The sequence below is a fragment of the Proteus columbae genome (assembly GCF_009914335.1).
Lineage (GTDB): Bacteria > Pseudomonadota > Gammaproteobacteria > Enterobacterales > Enterobacteriaceae > Proteus.
In genome coordinates, this window is record NZ_CP043925.1 from 2,937,893 (window position 1) to 2,961,408 (window position 23,516).

At 35.8% G+C, this 23,516-nt stretch carries 16 protein-coding genes; 8 read left to right on the forward strand and 8 right to left on the reverse strand.

The features are described from left to right. Positions 1-82: 82 nt before the first annotated feature. The 5 genes from tehB to F1325_RS13920 all read right to left on the reverse strand — a co-directional run bounded on the left by tehB (position 83) and on the right by F1325_RS13920 (position 4,711). Positions 83-937, reverse strand: coding sequence for an SAM-dependent methyltransferase TehB (gene tehB / locus F1325_RS13900; protein ID WP_160230596.1), 855 nt, complete (start codon positions 935-937; stop codon positions 83-85). A gap of 78 nt (positions 938-1,015) precedes the next feature. Next, on the reverse strand, positions 1,016-2,134 hold the full coding sequence (locus F1325_RS13905) for an NAD-binding protein (RefSeq protein ID WP_244313525.1): 1,119 nt from the start codon (positions 2,132-2,134) through the stop codon (positions 1,016-1,018). 76 nt (positions 2,135-2,210) lie between these two features. Next, a complete protein-coding gene (locus F1325_RS13910) occupies positions 2,211-3,296 on the reverse strand; it encodes a linear amide C-N hydrolase (RefSeq protein ID WP_160230597.1) in 1,086 nt (361 codons plus the stop codon). 248 nt (positions 3,297-3,544) lie between these two features. Next, complete coding sequence (locus F1325_RS13915; RefSeq protein WP_109371210.1) at positions 3,545-4,123, reverse strand: YceI family protein; 579 nt, start codon at positions 4,121-4,123, stop codon at positions 3,545-3,547. 33 nt (positions 4,124-4,156) lie between these two features. Then, positions 4,157-4,711: a cytochrome b gene (locus tag F1325_RS13920; protein ID WP_099074766.1), complete on the reverse strand. Its 555-nt coding sequence runs from the start codon at positions 4,709-4,711 to the stop codon at positions 4,157-4,159. Positions 4,712-5,728: 1,017 nt separating this feature from the next. Here F1325_RS13920 and F1325_RS13925 point away from each other — a divergent pair. The 8 genes from F1325_RS13925 to F1325_RS13960 all read left to right on the forward strand — a co-directional run bounded on the left by F1325_RS13925 (position 5,729) and on the right by F1325_RS13960 (position 19,543). Beyond that, positions 5,729-6,556 (forward strand): MurR/RpiR family transcriptional regulator, encoded by an 828-nt coding sequence (locus F1325_RS13925; RefSeq protein WP_069367652.1) that lies wholly within the window; start codon positions 5,729-5,731, stop codon positions 6,554-6,556. Positions 6,557-6,782: 226 nt separating this feature from the next. Then, positions 6,783-7,532 (forward strand): YadA-like family protein, encoded by a 750-nt coding sequence (locus F1325_RS13930; protein WP_109371214.1) that lies wholly within the window; start codon positions 6,783-6,785, stop codon positions 7,530-7,532. A gap of 225 nt (positions 7,533-7,757) precedes the next feature. Further along, the gene (locus tag F1325_RS13935; RefSeq protein WP_160230598.1) at positions 7,758-8,249 is read left to right on the forward strand and encodes an N-acetyltransferase; all 492 of its coding nucleotides are present in this window, start codon (positions 7,758-7,760) and stop codon (positions 8,247-8,249) included. Between the two features lie 326 nt (positions 8,250-8,575). Beyond that, on the forward strand, positions 8,576-10,135 hold the full coding sequence (locus F1325_RS13940; RefSeq protein WP_109371218.1) for a sulfatase-like hydrolase/transferase: 1,560 nt from the start codon (positions 8,576-8,578) through the stop codon (positions 10,133-10,135). A gap of 146 nt (positions 10,136-10,281) precedes the next feature. Next, positions 10,282-11,166 carry an OmpG porin family protein gene (locus tag F1325_RS13945; RefSeq protein ID WP_109371220.1) on the forward strand — a complete coding sequence of 295 codons (885 nt, stop codon included), beginning with the start codon at positions 10,282-10,284 and terminating at the stop codon, positions 11,164-11,166. A gap of 36 nt (positions 11,167-11,202) precedes the next feature. Then, entirely contained in the window at positions 11,203-13,368 is a 2,166-nt protein-coding gene (locus F1325_RS13950) for an autotransporter outer membrane beta-barrel domain-containing protein (RefSeq protein ID WP_109371222.1), read from the forward strand. Positions 13,369-13,379: 11 nt separating this feature from the next. Next, positions 13,380-16,445 (forward strand): chondroitinase family polysaccharide lyase, encoded by a 3,066-nt coding sequence (locus tag F1325_RS13955; RefSeq protein ID WP_160230599.1) that lies wholly within the window; start codon positions 13,380-13,382, stop codon positions 16,443-16,445. A 56-nt stretch (positions 16,446-16,501) separates the two neighbouring features. Beyond that, the gene (locus tag F1325_RS13960) at positions 16,502-19,543 is read left to right on the forward strand and encodes a chondroitinase family polysaccharide lyase (protein ID WP_160230600.1); all 3,042 of its coding nucleotides are present in this window, start codon (positions 16,502-16,504) and stop codon (positions 19,541-19,543) included. Positions 19,544-20,751: 1,208 nt separating this feature from the next. On the opposite strand, the gene F1325_RS13965 is transcribed toward F1325_RS13960, so the two are convergent. The 3 genes from F1325_RS13965 to kduI form a co-directional block, all read right to left on the reverse strand. Continuing rightward, positions 20,752-21,813, reverse strand: a complete 1,062-nt coding sequence (locus F1325_RS13965; RefSeq protein ID WP_109371230.1) for a glycoside hydrolase family 88/105 protein — start codon at positions 21,811-21,813, stop codon at positions 20,752-20,754. A 17-nt stretch (positions 21,814-21,830) separates the two neighbouring features. Continuing rightward, positions 21,831-22,586 carry a 2-dehydro-3-deoxy-D-gluconate 5-dehydrogenase KduD gene (gene kduD, locus F1325_RS13970; protein ID WP_109371232.1) on the reverse strand — a complete coding sequence of 252 codons (756 nt, stop codon included), beginning with the start codon at positions 22,584-22,586 and terminating at the stop codon, positions 21,831-21,833. A 78-nt stretch (positions 22,587-22,664) separates the two neighbouring features. Continuing rightward, positions 22,665-23,495, reverse strand: a complete 831-nt coding sequence (kduI, locus tag F1325_RS13975; protein WP_109371234.1) for a 5-dehydro-4-deoxy-D-glucuronate isomerase — start codon at positions 23,493-23,495, stop codon at positions 22,665-22,667. Between the last annotated feature and the right edge of the window lie 21 nt (positions 23,496-23,516).

Genomic DNA, 23,516 nt, shown 5'->3' on the forward strand with positions numbered 1-23,516 from the left:
AAAAAATACCCCAAAGTTGGTGTCCAACTTTTGGGGTGCAGTTCATTATTTGGGGTATTTAAAAAGAGATGATAGTTCTTAACTATTTTTTGCGTGCGATTAAAGTAGCAAAATTTAAGGCGATACGATTGCCATTTGCATCTGTTTTATGTAAATGTCCTGGATCCTCATTATATTTAATAATTTCCCAGTCTTTATAATAATCAGCTAACTCGTTTGGACGTAAAAAGGTTTTAAATGGAATTTCAGCTGGATCACTATTTGGCGTTTCAACAGGGCAAACAATCACATTAATACCGTTAGAGTTGGTACATTCCTGCATATTTTTAATAATACTTTCAATACGTTCCCGTTGGCAGAACATCAATACAACGGTTGAAAGAATAATATCGTATTTCTCAGTAAGTGAAGCTTTATTAATATCATATAAGCCACTTTTTACAGCCAATCCTGTTTTAGTTTTAACTGTTTCAATAGCATCAATATGTGAAGCATTAATATCTAACGCCGTCACATCATAACCTTGAGACGCTAAATAGAAGCTGTTTCGACCACGACCAGCACCTAAATCTAACACCTTGCAAGGCTGAGTAAACGTTGCCATATAGCGTACTTCAGAATGCGGTAATGATAAGTCGTTTTCTTTAAATAGCTTATCTTCTGGGGCACATAAAAAAGAGAGCTGGCAACGTACATCATCACTGGCTTTATCTATTTTATGCCACTGTTGAGGTTGAATTAAAGGTGGCTGATCCTCAGTATTACACTCAACTGAAATTTGTGAACCATCATCATTAAAAACAACAAATGTCATGTTGCCTTGCAGTACTCGCATTTGGGCATAAGTGCCTTCCTTTGTATTGTGACGTTCTAATAACGCTAAAGGAATGGATGTACGAGTCCACTCTGGCATTGTTTTATAACTTACAAGTTCCATAATTCAACCTCAATTAAGATGCATTTTAAATACATCTTATGGCAATCATTATCATTCGTAAAGAAGGTTTTATCAAAACTATGATTTTAAATATTTGTTTAAAAGCAAATCAGTCACATCTGAGGAGGAAATAGATTCACCACATAAAACTTTCATCATAATTTCTTTGCCTAATGATGCTAAAGAAAACAGCATATCAGGACGTAATCGGCTGATCTTATCCCTATTTTCATCTTGATTAATAATGGTGATCAATTTGGCATCAACATTAGAACATTCTTGGATAGTCAGCAAAATAAAGGTATTTTCTGCATCACTTTCAGATAAAGTAACAACCCAACTCGCTTTCGCAATATTGGCAGATAGCAATGTTTTAAGATTAGTTGGATCACCTTCAATAATATTGGCTTGCGCGTCATAAGAGGCTTTACTTTTATCGGTACAAATCGCAATAACAGGTTTCCCTTGTTCTCTTAACCCTTTTTCTAATTGAGAAGCTAATGCCGATGAACCAATAATAATAAAATGATTATGCATTTTAGCGATCCTTTTCTTAACAATATCGCGAGTACCGCGCGCAAGAAATCCCATGACATACACAATGGAAGTAGTAAAAACTGTTATTCCCAAGATAACAACAGTGAGAGTAAAAATACGTGCATTCGTGCTAATTGGCACAATATCGCCAAACCCTAGTGTCGTCATGCAGACAATAGAAAAATAGAACGCATCCATCAACGTTGTAATATGTGGCTTAAATTCATCACCAATATAAAGACTTCCCAACATTGAGAATAACAGCAAAGAAAAAATACAGATAAAAGCCACAAAACCAGCACTGGTTAAACTATGGTGCGGAAATGCGCGCCAACTGATTAATAACCCAATCGCTAAAATAAAAGAAAAATAAGCCTGAATGCCAATTTGCTGATAAACCGCAACATCAAGAAAAACAATGGTAACTAATAAAATCAGGGAAACACACCACGCGATCCTCGCCCCTAGATACATAAATATTGAGAGCAAGATTAACGCACAAGCCAACATCACCTTTGGTATATCGAGAAGTTTTAATAGCCCTAATGATTTAAGCCATGCAGAAAACCCGTGTATTTCCCAATCCAGATAAATACCACGAGACAGCAAAATGGAGTGAATGATAAAAATACCATTCAAGATAAGTAATAAAGACATCATTTTTCTCGTCACTTTAGATGTCTCTATTACATGTAGTATTACAGATAGTTTCATATTAGGTATTGTGAATATTCCACTAGTTATTTAAAGGGATATTATCTAATCCTTGAAATTTAAAAGGCTCTGCGGGTTTGAAATGACGGGTTGCATTAGCAGAATAGATGATTGATTGCTCCTCACCTAATGGTAATGTCATCACTTTCCCACTCTCTTTTGAAAAATCGATTTCCTTTAAATTAACCCAAAAGGTATTCGGTGATAATGCTGATTCGAAAAAATATAATTGGTTTTTATGATCAGCCACGGTTCTCCAGCGTGTGGATGAAATTTCTGGTGATTCAGCTGTACTTAATCCATAAGGTACAGATACATTTCTAATCACACCAAATACGCTAGCGAGAGATTTTTTACTCGATTGAGCTTTAGGAATGGCATTCACATAAAAAGAAGCTCGAGCAAAACGATCTGAAGCACGATTCGTCCCTGGTAACATCACGGTTCCACCGATTTGTTGCCAATAACTATTCAACGCTAATTGTTCTGAAAAAATAGGAGAATTCGTCATCACTTGATACTCTTTACTGTGATGAATCACTTGTTTACCATTTATATATTCAATAATGGCGCTATCTCCCGTTGCATCTGAAAGCGAAAGATGCAGTGTTGCCATTCTATCTTGTCCAGGAACTTTATCCGTCAATACAATAAAAGGCTCACTCTCTAATGCATTCACGGCTTCTTCAACTGAAGCAAAATTATCTAACACATACTGCGCCCAAGCTGAAATTGACAATGCGGGTTTATCTTTGGAATATGTTGGATAATCAGATTCCGCCAACCACAATAAATTAGCCACCAAGCCTTTTTCATTCATCCCATCTGTGGTTGAGATATCGTAACCTGATGCGATAACGCTACCATATTTAGATACCCACTTAATCGAATTATCGCCTGCCTCTCCTGAGCGCTGCATACCTTGCGGAAATATCCATAAATTAGTTCCTATATCATATTTCCAATCCATTGAGCGAGCCGTAATAATTTGGTTATTATCGCCTAAGTAAACAACTCGAGTGCAGGCATCCACCTCTGTAATACCCGCCATTAAAAATCCAGATACAAGTAGAGTACCTAAAAAAGTACGACATAATTTTCTCATCATTGGCTCTTTTCCTGTGAAATAAATGATTAGGTTAGGAGAATATTTTCTTCGTATTTCTCTTTTTGCTCTTCCTTAAAATAGATAAAATCGCTAATTAATTTTGATTAATTAAGTACAAAACAAGAACAATTTCCTAAGTATAAGACAATTAATCTTATTCACGCATAAAAAAACCGATGCCTTAATGCATCGGTTTATAAATCATCTAGATTGTTTTGAGTACAATAACTCAATGAAAAAGCCAGTAATTACGCTTTTTTCACACCTTCAACAGAGATAATTAATTCTGCTTCTTGTGCTTTTGGTCCTAAATCTGATTTAAAATTAAACTCTTTCAGATTAACTTTACCTGTTGCTTCAAAACCAGCACGGTAACCTTTCCAAGGATCAGTACCTTCGCCAATTAATTTTGCATTTAATGAAACAGGTTTAGTCACACCATTTAATGTTAAATTACCTGTTACTACATAGTTTTCGCCATCACGAGTAACTTGGGTTGAGACGAATCGAGCTTCAGGATATTTGCTTGCATTAAAAAAATCAGCGCTACGTAAGTGCTTATCACGTTCTGCGTGATTAGTATCTAAGCTTCCTGTTTTAATCACAACATCAACTTTGTCTTTTGATGGATCTTCTTTATCGTAACTAAATGTACCATCGAAATCTTTAAAAGTGCCGTATAACCAGCTATAGCCTAAATGTTGGATACGGAACTGTACAAATGCGTGTTGGCCTTGTTTATCAATAGCATAATCTGCTGCTAAAGCAGTACTTGCATTTAATAACAACGCACCTGCTGTTAAACCTAATAAAGCTTTCTTAAACATTGTTATCTCCATAATTTCATTTTATAAGTTTAATTATTTAGTCCGCATTCCTAGCATGCGTTTTAACGTGACATCTTTATCAATAAAGTGATGTTTTAAAGCACCAGCAGCATGTAATAGCGATAACAAAACCACTGCCCAGGCTAAATAAAGATGAATATCGCCCGCTAAATCCGCTTGTTCGGCTTCTCCTGTAAAAATGGCAGGCACAGAAAACCAATCAAATACAGATATAGCTTGTCCATCAGCGGTCGAAATTAAATAACCACTAATCAGAATAGAAAATAAGATTAAATATAAAAGCATATGTGCAATATGAGCACTAATGCGTGTCAATTTACTGTAACTTGATAAAGCTTTAGGAGGCGGAGAGATCCAACGCCATATCACACGCACGATCAAAATAATAAATAAAAGAATACCAATGCTCTTATGTATTTCAGGTGCAGAATGATACCAGCTATCATAATACCCTAGCGTCACCATCCACAGCCCTAAAGCAAACATACCATAGACAGTAAGCGCCGACCCCCAGTGTAAAAGGAGTGACAAGTGCCCATAGCGAGACGCATTATTTCGCCATTGCATAATAAAAATCCAATAGTTTCTAATTCATTAAAATAATGTTATCTAGTTTAGTGTATTGAGGATAAATTGTTAGTCCATAATTCAACAAATAATTTGCTTATCATTATCAATAATAATCAATAAGTAATAAGCTCTTATTAGTCACTCTGTTGATTATCTAATCAATGACATTGTTGGATCAGTTTTTTTCAAAATAAGATAGGTATATTGGCAGGTGTTTATATACATAACAAAAAACATAAAAATAGGAATAAAAAATAATAATCAAAAATAATATCAATACAACAATTGTCTAACTATAAAAACAATTGTATCTTTCACTTATCCTAAATTAGAACTTATTAAGCAAAATACAATAATAATTAGAGGAACCGTAAAAAAAACGGATAACCAGCGCATTTCGCGTACAACACCAAAAATAATACCAACAATACAAATAAAAAATATAACCGGCATCATTTCTGAGTAATGATCATGACAATAGTGCATTAATAAATTAATCCACGAGTGATCGTTTTGCATATAAAAATTTCAACCAATGAAAATAAATTTTAATTAAGATAGTGATAAATTACTATCATTAACAAATAAAACAAGCGTCGTATTATAAATATCAATCATCGCGCACAAAGATATTAAAACACTTAACATTTCAAATAGAGATAACATTGATAATAAAAAATAATAATCTAAGCCAAATTTTCAACAAAATAAAACAAATAATGTCAAATAAAATAAAATCTTTCTAATGAAGTCAATATCATTATTAATATCACATTAGTTAATTTGAAATAATAATTTCATTTAAACTCAAATAAAGAAAATTAATTTCGCAAGGTTATAATAAAATTAATAAAGAATAAATAAAATAGAGTTTTAAACATCGAATAATTACCTTTAGGTCATTAATTTACTTGAAATTAACTCTATATTTCATTTTAATTACTATTAGCTAAAAACATTCAAATGCCACGCAAAAAACACTACAATTACAATAGTATTTTTATTGAGGGTACTATGTCTACTGCAACAAATCTGAATGAACTACAGGAACAAGTTCGCTCCCGCTATAATGGATTAAGTAAAAGGCTACAGCAGGTTGCACATTATCTACTTGATAATAAAAACAGTGTGGCATTTGATACAATTGCGATCCTTGCAGATAAAGCAAATGTTCCTCCATCAACATTAATTCGTTTTGCCAACGCATTTCATTTCAATGGCTTCAATGAAATGAAACAATTATTTCAAAATCACTTGATGAATGAAATGGTAAATGAAAATGAAAATTTAACTTATAAACAAAAATATAAAGAGGAGCCTCCTAATCTGAATGAGCCAGCCTATATTTTGCAAGAATTTGCACAAGCAAATAGCCATTCATTGCAACAATTGGCAAATCAGACTCACAGAGAAATGTTAAATAAAACATTACAGTTACTCGAACACGCTGACACAATTTATATTTGTGGCTTTCATCACTCATTCAGTGCTGCAAGTTATTTTTTTCATGCTCTCTCGCATATCCCTTGTGAGACTGTTTTTGTCAACAGTCTAGGCGGGATGTACAAAGAGCAATTAAGAAATATTACACATCGTGATGTGCTCTTTGGTATTCATTTCCATCCGTATTCAGATGAAATGCAAAAAATGTGTGAAATGGCAACTTACAAAGAAGCAAAACAGATTATTGTTACTGATAGTCCAATTAGCCCATTAGCGAGTTTAAGCGATGTTTGTTTAACTGTTAAAGAAGCTCAAATAAAAACCTTTCGTTCTCAAACTTCAACAATGTGTCTGCTACAAGCAATCTCTGTCGCTTTTGCTTTTAGAAAAAAACATTAATAACTTTTTTATCCTAAACTGCATCTTAAGTAAGATGCAGTTTTTTATAAAATAATTTTTTTAAATATTATTTAATGAACTATAACTATTGATCAAATATTAAATAGCTTAGTATTTTATTTAAAACTATTTTTAAGAGTAAATACAGAATGTTTTATTTGTGATGAGAAAAGTAATCATTTAGCATTAATTCATACCACTAAAGATCATTAAAGGATTAAATTAAATGTTATTTAAAAAATTATTTTTAATTGTTTTCTTATTTCCAAATTTCTCCTATTCAAACACAAACTTAATCAAAGAAAATAAAGAAGATCCAATAATCATTAATATCCCTAGTATTTCATTAGGCGATAAAAGTAATGCATCAGGTAACGGTTCAATTGCAATAGGAACAAATAGCCAAGCTAAAAATACACATTCAGTTGCTATTGGCGCTAATTCATTAGCAACGGAAGAAAATACAGTATCATTTGGTAATATTGAAAATAAACACACTTCTAGATTAGTTAATGTTAGTGAGGGAAAAAATAATACTGATGCCGTTAACTTTGCTCAAGCTAAAAAGCTGGTTGATAAAAGTAAAATAGTAACAAATAATACCATCAATCAGCTAAAGAGAAGCCTTAGTACAGATATCAATAATCTAAAAACCAATATGAATGATTTTGATAATTATTATAAAAAAAGACAGTCCGAAATCACAGACTCAATTGCAAATTTAGACAAAGAAATTATCGCGTTAGAAAAAAAAGTATTTGCTGGCATAGCTTCATCAGTTGCAATGACAAGCATTCCTTACCTTTCTCATCACACTTTAAGTGGCGGAATTGGCATCAGTAATTATCGAACAGGCACAGCATTTGCTGGAGGTGTGCAATATAAACCAAATAACGATATTGCATTTCGATTAAACTCATCCATTAATAGTGAAAAAGAAATTATTATTGGCGGTGGATTAGCTTATGGTTGGTAAACAATTTTCTCTTCTATAATCAGATTATTAAAAAATAACTTTATAATTAAAGCAGTAATAATTTAAGTAATATTACTGCTTCTTTATAAAAAAGAATTTCAATTGGCAATAAATCATCTAAAGAAAAATTGATAAGTTTAACTTTAGTATTTCTAACATATTTTTTGTAATATACATTATTTTTTATATACTAGGATTATAAGCCAGAGCAAAAAGGAATAAAAAATGAATTATATATTTCAAAAAATGACTGCTAAAGATATAAGTGCAGTAGCACTATTATTACAGGCAAATTCTGAATCTCAACAAGGTGGATTATATGGTGAATATCCTCTAAATAAAGTTGAGGCGATGTATCAAAATAGCACTAACGCCATTGTTGCACTTTACCAGGAAAATATTATTGCTGTTGTTTTTAGCTTTCCTATTACCTCTTTTTCGATCCCTCCAATTGCTCAAGCTATTAACCAACACTTTCCAGAAATAACACAAAACAATTGGTTTTACGGCCCCGTTTGTATTGATAAATCGCACCGAGGAAAGTCACTATTAAAAAAGCTCTACCAACAGATCTGTTCTTTACATGGCGGGCACCCTATCGCATTTGTTAATAGCGAAAATATTCGGTCACTAAAAGCACATCAAAAATTGGGCATGGAGGTCGTTAAAAACTTTGAGTTTAAAGGCACATCTTGGTGGATCATTAAAGGACAATGAAAACAAACGAAAGAAAAAGACTTACACTTTCTGTTATCCTATTTTCCAGCTAAAAAGGGAGGCTTTTAGATATTTTTGCTACCGTCATCACAAAACAAATAATATCTATATAAATCAATATAATAAATAAAACAATAAAAAATTAATCTATTCTTAACAATATTCCAACTCCTATTTTAGCTGTCAAATTGCTTACAATTTGACATCATTCTGTGATCTCCCTTTCAATTCTTGATCTTTCGTTAACTTACTTTTTGATCTTATACAAAAGTATAAATAAGATAAAAGACACCAATTCGAAAGTAAACGTAAAATAGGAGGAAGCAATGACTGTTTCCCGCAGAACTTTTATCAAAGGACTCGCAGCCAGCGGTGCGGCAATGTCTGTTTCTACCCCTGTTCTTGCTAATTCAGGGAGCTCTACGCCTAACAAACCAACGCGCCCAGAAAACGCGCCTAATTTATTAATTGTTTTTCCTGATGAAATGCGTGCTCACGCTCTGCAGTTTATGGGGGAAGATCCTTCAATTACACCTAATCTTAATAAATTTGCGAAGCAAGCCAAAGTAATGACACAAATGGCATCAAACTATCCTTTGTGTTCTCCTTTTCGGGGCATGTTTATGACAGGACAATATCCTGTACGCAATGGCATTACAGGTAATGCTCATGATTACGGTGGAAAAGTGGGTATTGATTTATCGCCTTATGCAAAATGTTGGTCGGATGTTTTAAAATCTCTCGATTACAGCACAGGCTATATTGGTAAATGGCACCTTGACGCACCTTACGAACCGTTTATTAAAAGTTACAACAATCCAATGGAAGGTCGTTATTGGAATGAATGGGCAGCACCAGATAGACGTCATGGTTTTGATTTTTGGTATTCTTATGGCACTTATGATTTACATTTAAAACCAATGTATTGGGCAAACGATACCCCTCGTGATAAGCCAATTTACATTGATCAATGGGGACCTGAACATGAAGCTGATATGGCAATCAAGTTCCTCAAAAATGAAAACAATCAATTTAGAGATAATTCAAAACCATTTGCATTAGTGGTTTCAATGAACCCTCCTCATTCACCTTATGATCAAGTACCGAAAAAGTACCTCGATGCTTATCAAGGTAAAACGTCAAAAGAGCTAAATACACGCCCAAATGTACAATGGGATACTGAATATCAAGAAGGTTATGGTCCTCAATATTTCAAAGAATATATGGCAATGGTCAACGGTGTTGATGAGCAATTTGGTCGCATCGTAGATGAATTAGAAAAACAAGGTCTTGCAGATAATACTCTCGTTGTTTTCTTCTCTGATCATGGCAGTTGCTTAGGGGCAAATGGACAAGCAACAAAAAATAATCCTTATGAAGAATCTATGCGTGTTCCTATGATGTTTCGTTTACCGGGTAAAATTAAACCAGGCACTGACGATGCATTAATGTCAGCACCTGATATTTACCCAACTATCTTAGGACTACTTGGTTTATCGGAATGGATCCCTGATTCCGTAGAAGGTACTAATCTTGCAGATAGGGTAGTCACAGGCAAAGGCGACACAGCAAATTCTCAGCTTTATCTCTTTATTCCTTATGGTGAACCTTCATTCGGTAAACGAGGTGTCAGAACCAAAACTCATACTTTGGTTATAGATAGACAAGATGGACAGCCATTAAAATATACTTTATATGACAATGTGAACGATCCATATCAAATGAAAAATATTGCCAAAGATAATATGCCTTTAATTGAGAAGTTAATTAAAGAAGAATTAACCCCTTGGTTGGAAAAAACAGGAGATTCTTGGCGCGCCACTGAATTTATTACGGCTACAACCAATAAATTAAATAAAACAATATCAACATGTAAAGAAAAATAATAAAAATATCTGCGCCATAATATTATGGCGCTATATATAAACCCAATTCGCTGATATAAAAAATCCTTTTAATAAAACAAAGGGAAAGATGTCCTACACCTAAAAATTGACACAAATAAAAGCGAATAAAGAATTGGATATATACCATGAACAAACTTCGTATTGCTCTTTTTTTACCTCTTCTTGGCTTAGGTTTAACTTCTTTTCATTCTCAAGCAGCTAATGTCAATGCCATGTTTTCGTGGGAAACAGCAGATTACGATACACCAAATAACTATGCTGGTTATCGTGTAGATTTTAATATTAATCCTGATAAGTCTAACTGGTATTTCGATGTTGGTTTTCGTCAACGTGAGCATGACAATAAAAACCGTTATCAGCGTTATGATTTACAGGGTAGCTATCGTTTTAAATTAAATAATGGTTGGATCCAACCTGGTTTAAAAGTACGTCAAGATCTCACTAACTATGATAATGGAAGTAGATTAACTATTGATTTCTATGAATCAAAAACCAATTACCAATTTCCAATCAATAAAAATTGGGCTTTAACGGGTAGCGTTTTATTTGGCTTACAAAAGAAAGAAGATAAACGTAGTAATGGTGTCACAAACACGGATTACTTAGGCTGGGAAATTGAACCTGGTCTACGCTATTTTGTCACTCCTAATATTAATACAACCGTTGCTTATTTTGATGGTGGTAAGCAAGCTATTCGACACGAAGAATACGACACAAAAGAAACAAACCACAATCAGCAATTACGTATGTATGTTAACTGGACAACACCGATAGGATTAATTGTTTCTCCATCAATGCGTAAATCTATTTTTGGAAAAATAGAAGATAGAACAAATAAAGGTGTTTATGTCGAAAAAGATATGACCCGTTATACCCTACAAATGGCTTATCAAATATCACCTCAATGGCGAGTCATGACGGAATATTATAATGAACGAGTTGAAAATAAAAATGATGGTAGTAAATCAACTCAGGATTATTTCAAAGTTTCATTCCGAGCAACATTCTAATAATTAAAATCATATAATTGTTCATGGAGTTATATTGTGAAAAATAAAAAATTGTTATTTTTGAGCGCTGCTATTTTATCAGCTATTTATGGTTCTGCGTGGGCTGCTGATTGTGATCCTAATTTAAATATCTGTGAAACCGTTAATGTTAATAATGGCAATAATGCTCAAATAGATAAAGATGTCACAGTTTCACAAGGTGATGGCGTTGTATTTAATGGTTCATCAACAGAATATAAAGCTCAAGCAATCACAAAAAATATTACCGTAACGGGTGATGGTGCCAGTGCAATCAAAATAAATCAGGGTGCCTCTTTTAGCAGTAATATTAATTTAAATGGTGCTAACGTCACCAGTGAAAATGGTACAGCAATACTTGTTGAAGGCGATTTTCCAAAACGAGGTACTGGTGTTTATATTAGAGACGGCGCCATTATTCGAGGAAAAACAGCGGCTATTGACTTTAGAACACTGAATACAGGTTTTAGAAGTGATGTAAATGGTGAGATCCACGGTGATATTCTAGGAAATGGTCACGTTGACACTAAAATAAACTTTGCTTATCAAGGTGGTGCTCAAAACGCTTTATTTGATGGATACAAAATCACAGGTGTTCCATTAGTTGAAAATCATGGCAATTTAACTATCCAAGGAAAAGATAGAACAATTCATTGGGAAGGTAATTTCATGAATAAGGAAAATAGTCAGCTTATTTTCCGCCTTGATGATAATACCAATACTGATGACGCTATTCTCCATGTTGATGGTGATGTCACCTTTAAAAGAGGTAGCCAAGCAAAATTAGATTTTAAAGGAACCAGTGTCGATAATATCATTAACAAAGATATCGTATTAATTTCTTCGAATTCCGCCATTAAAGACGAAGCTGGTATCACCGTTACTGATGCTAATGCCATTGCACCAGATGTTTCTCCTTTATTAGAAAAAACAGATTCATGGTTAGAAACCACACCGCCGAATATTAGTGGTGGCGTTAGTGGCAATCAGTTAGTTGCACGTTATGGTATTAGTTATGAAGGCGGCAATAATTTTATTAGTGCAGCGGAACGTGGCAATGTAAGTGAAAATGGATTAGCAGCAGCAAACTTTGTTATTCCAACCGTATTAAATGAATTTAATAATACGCGTAGCCAAGTTTCAGATGAAGCACTGAGTTTATTAGTCGCCGCAGGAAATGACGATAATAATATTGCCGCATTATCGAATGATTTAGCCCCTATCGCTGATGGTAGTGATATTCAAGCGGGATTAATCATGGTTGAAGATATGCGCAATAATATTGCTCATCGCTATTTACGCTATGATAACCAATTACCTATTGAAGAAAGAGAAGCTGGCTGGAATAGCTGGGTTAATATGCTGTACGGTTACGGTACACAAAGTAATCAAGGTGGCATTAACGGTTACAACACTTACCGCACAGGTATTCAAATCGGTACTGATTACGAAATTAATCAAGATGCTCTTATCGGCGTTTCTTTTGCTTATAACTACGCCAAAGCTGACGCGAAACAACGTAACGCAAGTAAAGAAATTAACCATTTTGAATTTATGCCTTACACCGGTTGGTATAGTGACACATTATTCCTAAACGGTAATTTAAATATTGGTTATTACACTGTCGATAGCGAGCGAGATATCGGCGGCAATACCGGATGGCAAGGAAATACCAAAGCAAAAGGTGATTATTCTGGTGTGCAATTAGGTTATCAGATTAATGCAGGAACCTATTTTGATTTTGATTTCATCCATATTAAACCAATGCTGACTTACCAATATCAATGGCTAAATATTGATTCGTGGGAAGAAACAGGTTCGGCATTATCAATGCGTACTTATGGTCAACGCTACGCAGTTAATCAATTAGGAGGATCTGTTGCTTTATGGAATAGCTATCAAACCTCTTATGGCAAATTAACACCATCACTTAATCTCCGTTATTTCAAAGATATTGCGGGGGAAAATAATATTAATCAACGCCACAGCCTCACTTATTTTAATACTGGAGGAAGCACTTTTGATATTAAAGGAAATGCCGTTGGCGGTGACATTATTAGTGCAGAATTAGGTGCCAATCTCGATATTACCAACACGCTAAATTTAGGCACAACGATGGGATATCAGCGTTATGACAAATTCAATGAAGGGCGCATTGGTTTTACTGTTAGCCAGCGTTTCTAAGGAGAATAAATATGCCGATATTTCGCTTTACTGCACTTACCATGACATTGGGGCTATTATCAGCCCCTTATAATGCAATGGCAGCAACAAACAATCCTGCATTTGATCCTAATAATCTGATGCAGTCTGAAATATATCATTTTGCCCAAAATAATCCGTTAGCTGATTTCACAACAGATAAAAACTCAACACTAACGTTATCTGATAAGCGCAGCATTATGGGAAGCCAATCCCTTTTGTGGAAATGGAAAGGTGGCAGTAGTTTTACTTTGCATAAAAAGCTGATTGTACCAACAGACAAAGAAGCCTCTAAAGCATGGGGACGTGCATCTACACCCGTTTTATCATTTTGGCTTTATAACGAAAAACCGATTAATGGCTATCTCACTGTTGATTTTGGTGAAAAACTTAACGCCAACAGCGAAGCGCAAGCGGGCTTTAAAGTAAAACTGAATTTTACGGGTTGGCGCGCAGTGGGTATTTCACTAAATAACGACCTTGAAAACCGTGAAATGACATTAAATCCCATGAATACCTCGTCAGATGGCTCTCAAGATAGCGTCGGTCGTGCTTTGGGTGCAAATGTTGACAGTATACGATTTAAATCCCCGTCTAATGTGGGGCAAGGCGAAATATATATCGATCGTATTATGTTTTCTATCGATGATGCTCGCTATCAATGGTCTGATTATCAAATAAAAACACGCTTATCAGAGCCAGAAATTCAATTTCACACTGTACAGCCTCAATTACCTGTAACACCTGAAAATTTAGCGGCAATTGACCTTATTCGCCAACGTCTTATTAATGAATTTGTGGGTGGCGAAAAAGAAACAAATCTCGCGTTAGAAGAAAATATCAGCAAGTTAAAAAGTGATTTTGATGCACTTAACATTCACACTTTAGCGGATGGTGGAATACAAGGGCGACATCTGATCACGGATAAACAAACCATTATTTATCAACCAGAAAACCTTAATTCTCAAGATAAGTCGCTTTTTGATAATTACGTTATTTTAGGTAATTACACGACATTAATGTTTAATATCAGTCGTGCTTATGTTCTTGAAAAAGATCCGTCACAAAAAGCCCAGTTAAAACAGATGTACTTATTAATGACAAAGCATTTATTAGATCAAGGCTTTGTTAAAGGGAGTGCATTAGTCACAACTCATCACTGGGGATACAGTTCTCGTTGGTGGTATATATCTACATTATTAATGTCTGATGCCCTAAAAGAAGCCAATCTACAAACTCAAGTTTATGACTCATTACTGTGGTATTCACGAGAGTTTAAAAGTAGTTTTGATATGAAGGTAGGAGCAGACAGTTCAGATTTAGACTATTTCAACACCTTATCTCGTCAGCACTTGGCTTTATTATTGCTAGAGCCTGATGATCAAAAGCGCATCAACTTAGTTAATACTTTCAGTCATTACATTACTGGTGCATTAACTCAAGTACCGCCAGGCGGTAAAGATGGTTTACGTCCTGATGGTACAGCATGGCGACATGAAGGTAACTATCCGGGTTACTCTTTTCCTGCTTTTAAAAATGCCTCTCAGCTTATTTATTTACTGCGTGGTACACCTTTTGCTGTTGGTGAAAGTGGTTGGAATAACCTGAAAAAAGCCATGGTTTCGGCATGGATCTACAGTAATCCTGAAGTAGGATTACCTTTAGCTGGGCGGCACCCGTTTAATTCACCGTCATTAAAATCGGTTGCTCAAGGCTATTACTGGCTTGCAATGTCTGCAAAACCATCACCTGATAAAACGCTCGCTTCTATTTATCTTGCCATTAGTGATAAAACGCAAAGTGAATCGAGCGCTATTTTTGGTGAAAAGATTGCACCAGCAGCACTTCCTCAAGGATTCTATGCCTTTAATGGTGGTGCCTTTGGTATTCATCGTTGGCAAGATAAAATGGTGACACTAAAAGCGTATAACACCAATGTTTGGTCATCTGAAATTTATAACAAAGATAACCGCTATGGTCGTTATCAAAGCCATGGTGTAGCCCAGATAGTCAGTAATGGCTCACAGCTTTCACAAGGCTATCAACAAGAAGGTTGGGATTGGAATAGAATGCCAGGAGCAACCACTATTCATCTTCCTCTTAAAGAGTTAGATAGCCCTAAACCTCATACGTTAATGCAACGTGGAGAGCGTGGATTTAGTGGAACATCTGCCCTTGATGGTAAATATGGCATGATGGCATTTGATCTTATTTATCCTGCTAATCTTGAGCGTTTTGATCCTAACTTTACGGCTAAAAAAACTGTATTAGCGGCGGATAACCATTTAATTTTTGTCGGTAGCAATATTAATAGCAGCGATAAAAATAAAAATGTTGAAACAACGTTATTCCAACATGCCATTACACCAACATTAAATACCATCTGGATTAATGGGCAAAAAGTTGACAGTTTCCCTTATCAAACCACGCTAAAACAAGGTGATTGGATCATCGATAGCAACGGTAATGGCTATTTAATTACCCAAGCAGAAAAAGTGAATGTCAGTCGCCAACACCAGACCTCGGCTGAAAATAAAAATCGCCAACCAACGGAAGGGAACTTCAGTTCAGCGTGGATTGATCACAGCGTTCAACCTAAAGATTCCAGTTATGAGTATATGGTCTTTTTAGATGCGACTCCTGAAAAAATGAGAGAAATGGCAGAGAAGTTCCATGAAAATAATGGGTTATATCAGGTTCTTCGTAAAGATAAAGATGTTCATATTATTTACGATAAACTCAGCAATGTGACGGGATATGTCTTTTATCAATCTGCATCAATTGAAGATAAATGGATCAAAAAGGTTGATAAACCCGCGATTGTAATGACTCATCATCAAGGAAATACACTTACTGTCAGTGCCGTTACACCAGATTTAAATATGACACGGCAGAAAGCCGCAACACCTGTCACAATTAATGTCACCGTTAATGGAAAATGGCAGTCTGTGGATAAAGATGGTGAGGTAAAACATCGCGTTTCTGGTGAGAATACCGAACTCACTTTCACCAGTTATTTTGGTATTCCACAAGAAATTAAACTCTCACCTCTCCCTTGATTTAACCTTTAAAGGAACGCATTCGCGTTCCTTTTTTATTTGCAGGAAATCTGATTATGCTAATAAAACATCCTTTAGCCCATGCTATTACACTAAGTTTCTGCTTATCCTTACCCGCACAAGCATTACCTTCTCTTTCTCATGAACCTTTTGGTGATCTTTACCTCTTTGAAGGTGAAATGCCAAATACATTAGTCACTTCAAATAGCAATCAATTATCGTTAAGTAAAGAACATGCCAAAGATGGCGTTCAATCACTCAAGTGGCAATATCAACCACAAGCAACATTAACACTTAATAATCAAGTAAATTATCAGGATGATAAAGATACCGCGACACCACTCACGTTTATGATGTGGATTTACAATGAAAAACCACAATCATCGCCCCTCACATTACAATTCAAACAAAATGATCAAGTGGCATTAAGTTTTGATGCTCAACTTAATTTCACAGGATGGCGAGGTATTGCAGTTCCCTTTCGTGATATGAAAGGCACTGCAACAGGGAAATTAGATCAATTAGTCATTACGGCACCAAATCAAGCTGGAACTCTCTTTTTCGACCAAATTATTATGAGTGTACCGTTAGACAATCGCTGGGCAGTTCCTGATGATAATGTGCCTTATGTTAATAATGCAGTAAATACCATGGTCAGTAAAAACTGGAGTGCTTTACTGATGTACGATCAGATGTTTAAAGTGCATTATCCAACTCTAAATTTCGATACTGAGTTTCATGATGATCAAGCTGAAATGGCATCAATTTATCAGCGTTTTGAGTATTATCAGGGAATTAACAGCGATAAAAAAATTACCTCAGATATGCTAGATAAAAATTTAGCACTCTGGGAAAAATTAGAATTAACACAACACGCTGATGGATCAATAACAGGAAAAGCACTAGATCACCCCAACCGGCAAAACTTTATGAAAGCTGAAGGCGTATTTAGTGAAGAGACGAAAAAAGCATTACTTGATACTAATATGCTAAGAGATGTAGGTAAAACTCTTCTGCAAACTGCTATTTACTTGCGTAGTAATTCCTTATCAGTAGCCGATAGAAAAAAATTAGAAGATCTTTATTTATTAGGAACTCGTTACGTTCTTGAGCAAGGTTTTACACGAGGTAGTGGTTATCAAATTATTACTCATGTTGGATATCAAACCAGAGAGCTTTTTGATGCATGGTTTATTGGTCGTCATATTCTGGCAAAAAATCATCTTTTAGCACCAACACAACAGGCAATGATGTGGTACAACGCCACAGGCCGAATTTTTGAAAAAGACGATGAGATCGTTGATGCAAACGTTGATATTCTCAACACACAATTACAGTGGATGATAAAAAGCTTACTGATGTTGCCAGATTATCAACAACGCCAACAAGCCTTAGCGCAACTGCAAAACTGGCTAAATAAAACCATACTAAGTTCAAAAGGTGTTGCAGGTGGTTTCAAGCCTGATGGTTCTATTTTTCACCACTCGCAGCACTATCCAGCGTATGCGAAAGATGCTTTTGGTGGTTTAGCTCCTAGTGTTTATGCGCTAAGTGATTCCCCTTTCCGTCTTTCATCTTCAGCCCATGAACGTTTAAAAGATGTGTTATTAAAAATGCGCATCTACACTAAAGAGACACAAATTCCCGTGGTATTAAGTGGCCGCCATCCTACTGGATTACATAAAATAGGGATCGCACCATTTAAATGGATGGCATTAGCCGGTACACCTGATGGCAAACAAAAATTAGATACCACATTGGCTGCGGCCTATGCAAAATTAGATAACAAAGACAGTTTTGAAGGTATTAAAGCTGAAAATGAACCCACTGGCGCATGGGCAATGAACTATGCTTCGATGGCGATACAGCGTAGAGCCTCTATTCAAGCACCACAACAAAGCTGGCTTGCTATCGCTCGCGGATTTAGTCGTTATCTTGTTGGTAATGAAAGTTATGAAAATAACAATCGTTATGGACGCTACTTACAGTATGGTCAATTGGAAATCATACCCGCAAACTTAGCACAATCAGGGTTTAGCCATGCAGGATGGGATTGGAATCGATATCCAGGTACCACGACAATTCATCTTCCTTATGATGAACTTGAAGCAAAATTAAACCAATTACCGAGTGCAGGTATTGAAGAAATGTTGCTTTCAACAGAAAGCTATTCTGGTGCAAATACATTAAATAATAACGGTATGTTTGCCATGAAATTACATGGTCACAGCAAATATCAACAACAAAGCTTAAGAGCTAATAAATCCTATTTCTTATTTGATAATAGGGTTATTGCATTAGGATCGGGCATTGAAAATACGGACAAACAGCATACAACAGAAACCACACTGTTCCAATTTGCTGTTCCTAAATTACAATCTGTGATAATTAATGGCAAAGAGGTTAATCAATTAGGTACTCAATTAACTTTAAATAATGCAGATACTTTAATTGATCCTGCTGGTAATTTATATAAGCTCACTAAAGGACAAACCGTAGAATTTAGTTATCAAAAACAGCATTCTCTTGATGATAGAAATTCAAAACCAACAGAACAACTATTTGCAACAGCCGTGATCTCTCATGGTAACGCACCTAGTGATGCGACTTATGAGTATGCGATAGCGATTGAGTCACAAGATAATAAAGCACCTGAATACACTGTATTGCAACATAATAATCAATTGCATGCGGTAAAAGATAAAATCACCCAAGAAGAAGGGTATGCTTTTTTTGAAGCGACACAATTAAAATCACCTCAAGCAATATTATTATCGAGTGATGCACCTACTATGGTGATGGCTAAAGCACAAAACCAACAGTTAACATTGAGTATTGTTAATCCTGATTTAAATTTATATCAAGGCATTGAAGCTGACCAAATTGATAATAATAGAAATCAAGTCGAAGTCAGTGTTTATTCTCGTCAATGGTTAACGGCCGACTCTAAACCAATAAGTAGCACAATTACCGTAAAAGGAGTGTGGAAATTAGCAACATCTCAATCAGGTGTTATTATTAAACATCAGAATGATAATACGCTTATTACTACTACGACAATACAAGCAACACCTATTGTAATTAGTTTAGTTAAGTAAATAGTTTAATATTTCAATTAAAACCCTTCGATATAAAAATACCGAGGGGTTTATTATATTAGCGAATCAGTTATTTATTTAAAATAACAAAAACAAATCGAATGATTTATTATTGATAATAAATGTGTTGTCTCAAATAAATATTTTGCTATTCTCTGCGCGGGTGCTTGGATCAATCTGGTTCAAGCATTTTGCAAGCACCAGAAAGAGAAAAGCCCCGGAAAATATATTGTATATTAACCGAGGCCGTCTCCAGTGTGATAACTTGATTCTGCCTCCTTATAGAGGAGCTGTCAAGAAGATGAACAAATATTCTCTGATTAGTGTGATTGTTATTAGTGTAAATATCACCGTATTACTGATAACTTTATTCTATAATAATCCAATAGAGAATTTCACGATTAATAGTGAATATATAAATGTTCAGGTTAAGTTTATCAATAATAAACACTAACCTTGTGGGGGAGAAATCCCCCGCAGTTTTCTAATTAAGTGATTACGGTTTAATCTAAGCACCCTAATTTATAATAAGAGGTAACAAATTACTGTTACCTCTTATTTTATTAGTTACACCCATTAGCGAATCAATTATTTATTTAAAATAACGAAAACAAATCGAATAATTTATTATTGATAATAAATGTGTTGTCTCAAATAAATATTTTGCTATTCTCTGCGCGGGTGCTTGGATCAATCTGGTTCAAGCATTTTGTAAAGGCCAGAAAGAGAAAAGCCCCGATTACGTTATTTAAACATTAACCGAGGCCGACTCAAACCCGAGAACTTGATTCTGCCTCCTTATAAAGGAGCTGTCAAGAAAATGAACAAATATTCTCTTATTAGTATGATTATTATTAGTGTAAATATCACCGTATTATTGATAACCTTATTCTATAATAATCCAATTGAGAATTTCACGATTAATAGTGAATATATAAATGTTCAGGTTAAGTTTATTAATAATAAACACTAACCTTGTGGGGGAGAAATCCCCCGCAGTTTTCGAATTAAGTTATTACGGTTTAATCTAAGTACCCTAATTTATAGTAAGAGGTAACAAATTACTGTTACCTCTTATTTTATTAATTTAAATATAAAAAAAAGCCGACCCCTATTTTTGGTCGGCATCCTAATAAGGAAAATATTACACGGAAGGCATAATAGAGCGTGTAAGAAAACGAAGCGTCAATATCAAGGGTCTAGCTATTTCACGAAAGTTTTAACACTTCACTCCCTGCTAATAAATAAGCACCAGCACCATAATCCATATTATGTTCAAACTTCACTTCACGAGGGTTAAATGCCGGAAGTTGAACCCAGCCTATCATGCCATTGTCATGAATACAGGTTTGTAATGCCGCCCATGCTCTGTTTAATGCAGGGAAATAGACTTCTTTCTCTAATACTCCCTGATTAATTCCCCATGCTAGCCCATAACAAAATAGCGCTGTTGCTGAACTTTCAGGCGCAGGGAAATTATCAGGATCTAATAAACTGGTTCGCCAAAAACCATCTTCATGTTGATAACCTAGAATGGATGTCGCTAATTCTTTAAACAATACAATATAGCGTTCACGACCATGATAATCATCGGGCATATATTGAAGAATACGAGGAACTGAAGCTAAAACCCAGCCAATACCACGGCTCCAAAATACTTTTTCACCGTTAGCTTCACGCATTTCATTTCCGTGACCATCAGGAATATAACGATGATCACGGAAAATAAGTCCTGTTTCAGGATCACGTAAATGCTCAATCGCATCCCAATAAGCTGTGTGCATATAATCTAAATAACGTCGCTCACCCGTTATTTCTGATAATGCAGCAAACCCTGGAGGGGCCATAAAGAGCGCATCGCACCACCACCAATCTTCACGACCCGGCTTAGGATCATTAAGCATAATGTCGAATGCTTTAATGGTTGGCTCAATCACTTCAAGTTGCTCAAACAGCGGACTTATGGCGAGATAAGCTTGAGCACAGACATGATCATCCGCAAAACGTGCATTTGGTCCTGTTCGAAATCCTGTATGCAACGTGTAATTTAACACACCATTAAGGTACTCTTCGTCTTGCGTTGCCTGCCATGCAGCACTTACGCAACTCCATAAAACACCGCGTTCCCAATCCGTATCCTTTATAAAACGGGTTTTACCACTACGGCGGCGAACACTGCGAACTTGATTAGCCGATTGGTAACGATACACTCGCTTCATATTTTGCAATACGATACCTTTTTGCAAAGCCTCTGTATTAGCGTGTTCCATCCTATTTCTCCATGAATTTAACGAGCTAACCAACCACCATCAACCGCAATTGTGTATCCATTAACATAATCACTGGCTTTAGAAGCTAAGAAAATCGCAGGGCCTGCAACGTCTTCAGGGGTTCCCCAGCGTCCTGCAGGAATACGTTCTAAAATAGCTGCATTACGTGCATCATCAGCACGTAAAGCAGCCGTGTTATCTGTTGCCATATAGCCCGGAGCAATCGCATTAACGTTGATGTTGTATTGAGATAACTCGGTCGCTAATGCACGAGTTAATCCCATCACCGCAGATTTACTTGCTGTGTAAGAAGGTACACGAATACCACCTTGATAAGAGAGCATAGAGGCAATGTTAATTATCTTGCCACCCTCTCCTTGTTTTACAAATTGGCGGGCAACTTTTTGTGATAAGAAAAACAGTGTTTTCTGATTAATATCAATAACATCATCCCAATCTTTTTCACTAAACTCCAAAAGATCTTCTCGACGAATAATGCCTGCATTATTGACCAGAATATCAAGACGGCCCATAACTGAAACCGCTTCATCTACCACAGCTTGTAATCCATCTTGTTTCATTAAATTTTGTGTAATGTAATGAAAACGACGACCCAATGCTTCGACTTGCTGACGCGTTTCGGGTGCATCTTGAATACCGACACCCACAATATCAGCCCCAGCTTGCGCTAAACCAACGGCCATACCTTGCCCTAGCCCTGTATTACAACCTGTGACAATGGCAACCTTGCCACTTAAATCAAATAAATTCATATCAGTAACCTCTCAGATGTGGCCTTATAGCCACACCTTTTTTATCTGTAGGGTAAGAAAAAATGTGACTATTCGTGGTTATTTCAGATCTTTCATTGCAACGTGATCCATATCGTGGAATACCTGATTTTCACCGACCATTCCCCAAATAAAGGTATAGGATGCAGACCCAACACCTGAATGGATTGACCAACTAGGGCTTATCACCGCTTGTTCATTGCGGACCACTAAATGACGGGTTTCGGTTGGCTCTCCCATATAATGGAAAACGACATTGTCATCTTTCATATCGAAATAGAGATACACTTCCATACGGCGTTCGTGGGTATGACATGGCATGGTGTTCCATAAACTACCTGGCTCAAGAACGGTCATGCCCATTGATAATTGACATGTTGGTAACACTGAAGGGTGTAAGAATTTATAGATAGTACGAACGTTGCAGTTTTCTACATTACCAATTTTTTCTGGCGAAGCTTGTTGTTGCGTAATTTTACGCGTTGGATAAGTATGATGAGCAGGTGCGCAGTTCATATAAAAACGCGCTGGCGTTTCTACAGAATCACTAGTGAATTCAACAGATTTTGCGCCCATTCCGATATAAATGGCTTCACGAGGGCCAATCTCAAACACTTCTCCATCAACAATCACTTTACCTGCACCACCAATATTAATGGCACCTAATTCACGTCTTTCCAAAAAGAAATCAACGCCTAATGCTTTACCTGCCATTAATGCTAAAGGTTGTGTTGTAGGAACAATACCGCCAACAATAATGCGATCTATATGGCTATAAGTGAGATTCATTTCCCCTTCACAGAATAGGTTCTCAATCAGGAACTCCTTACGAAGCCCTTCTGTATCAAGCCTTTTAGCGTGTTCACTATGAATTGGCTGACGAATTTCCATTATAAATACCTCATTTTTACT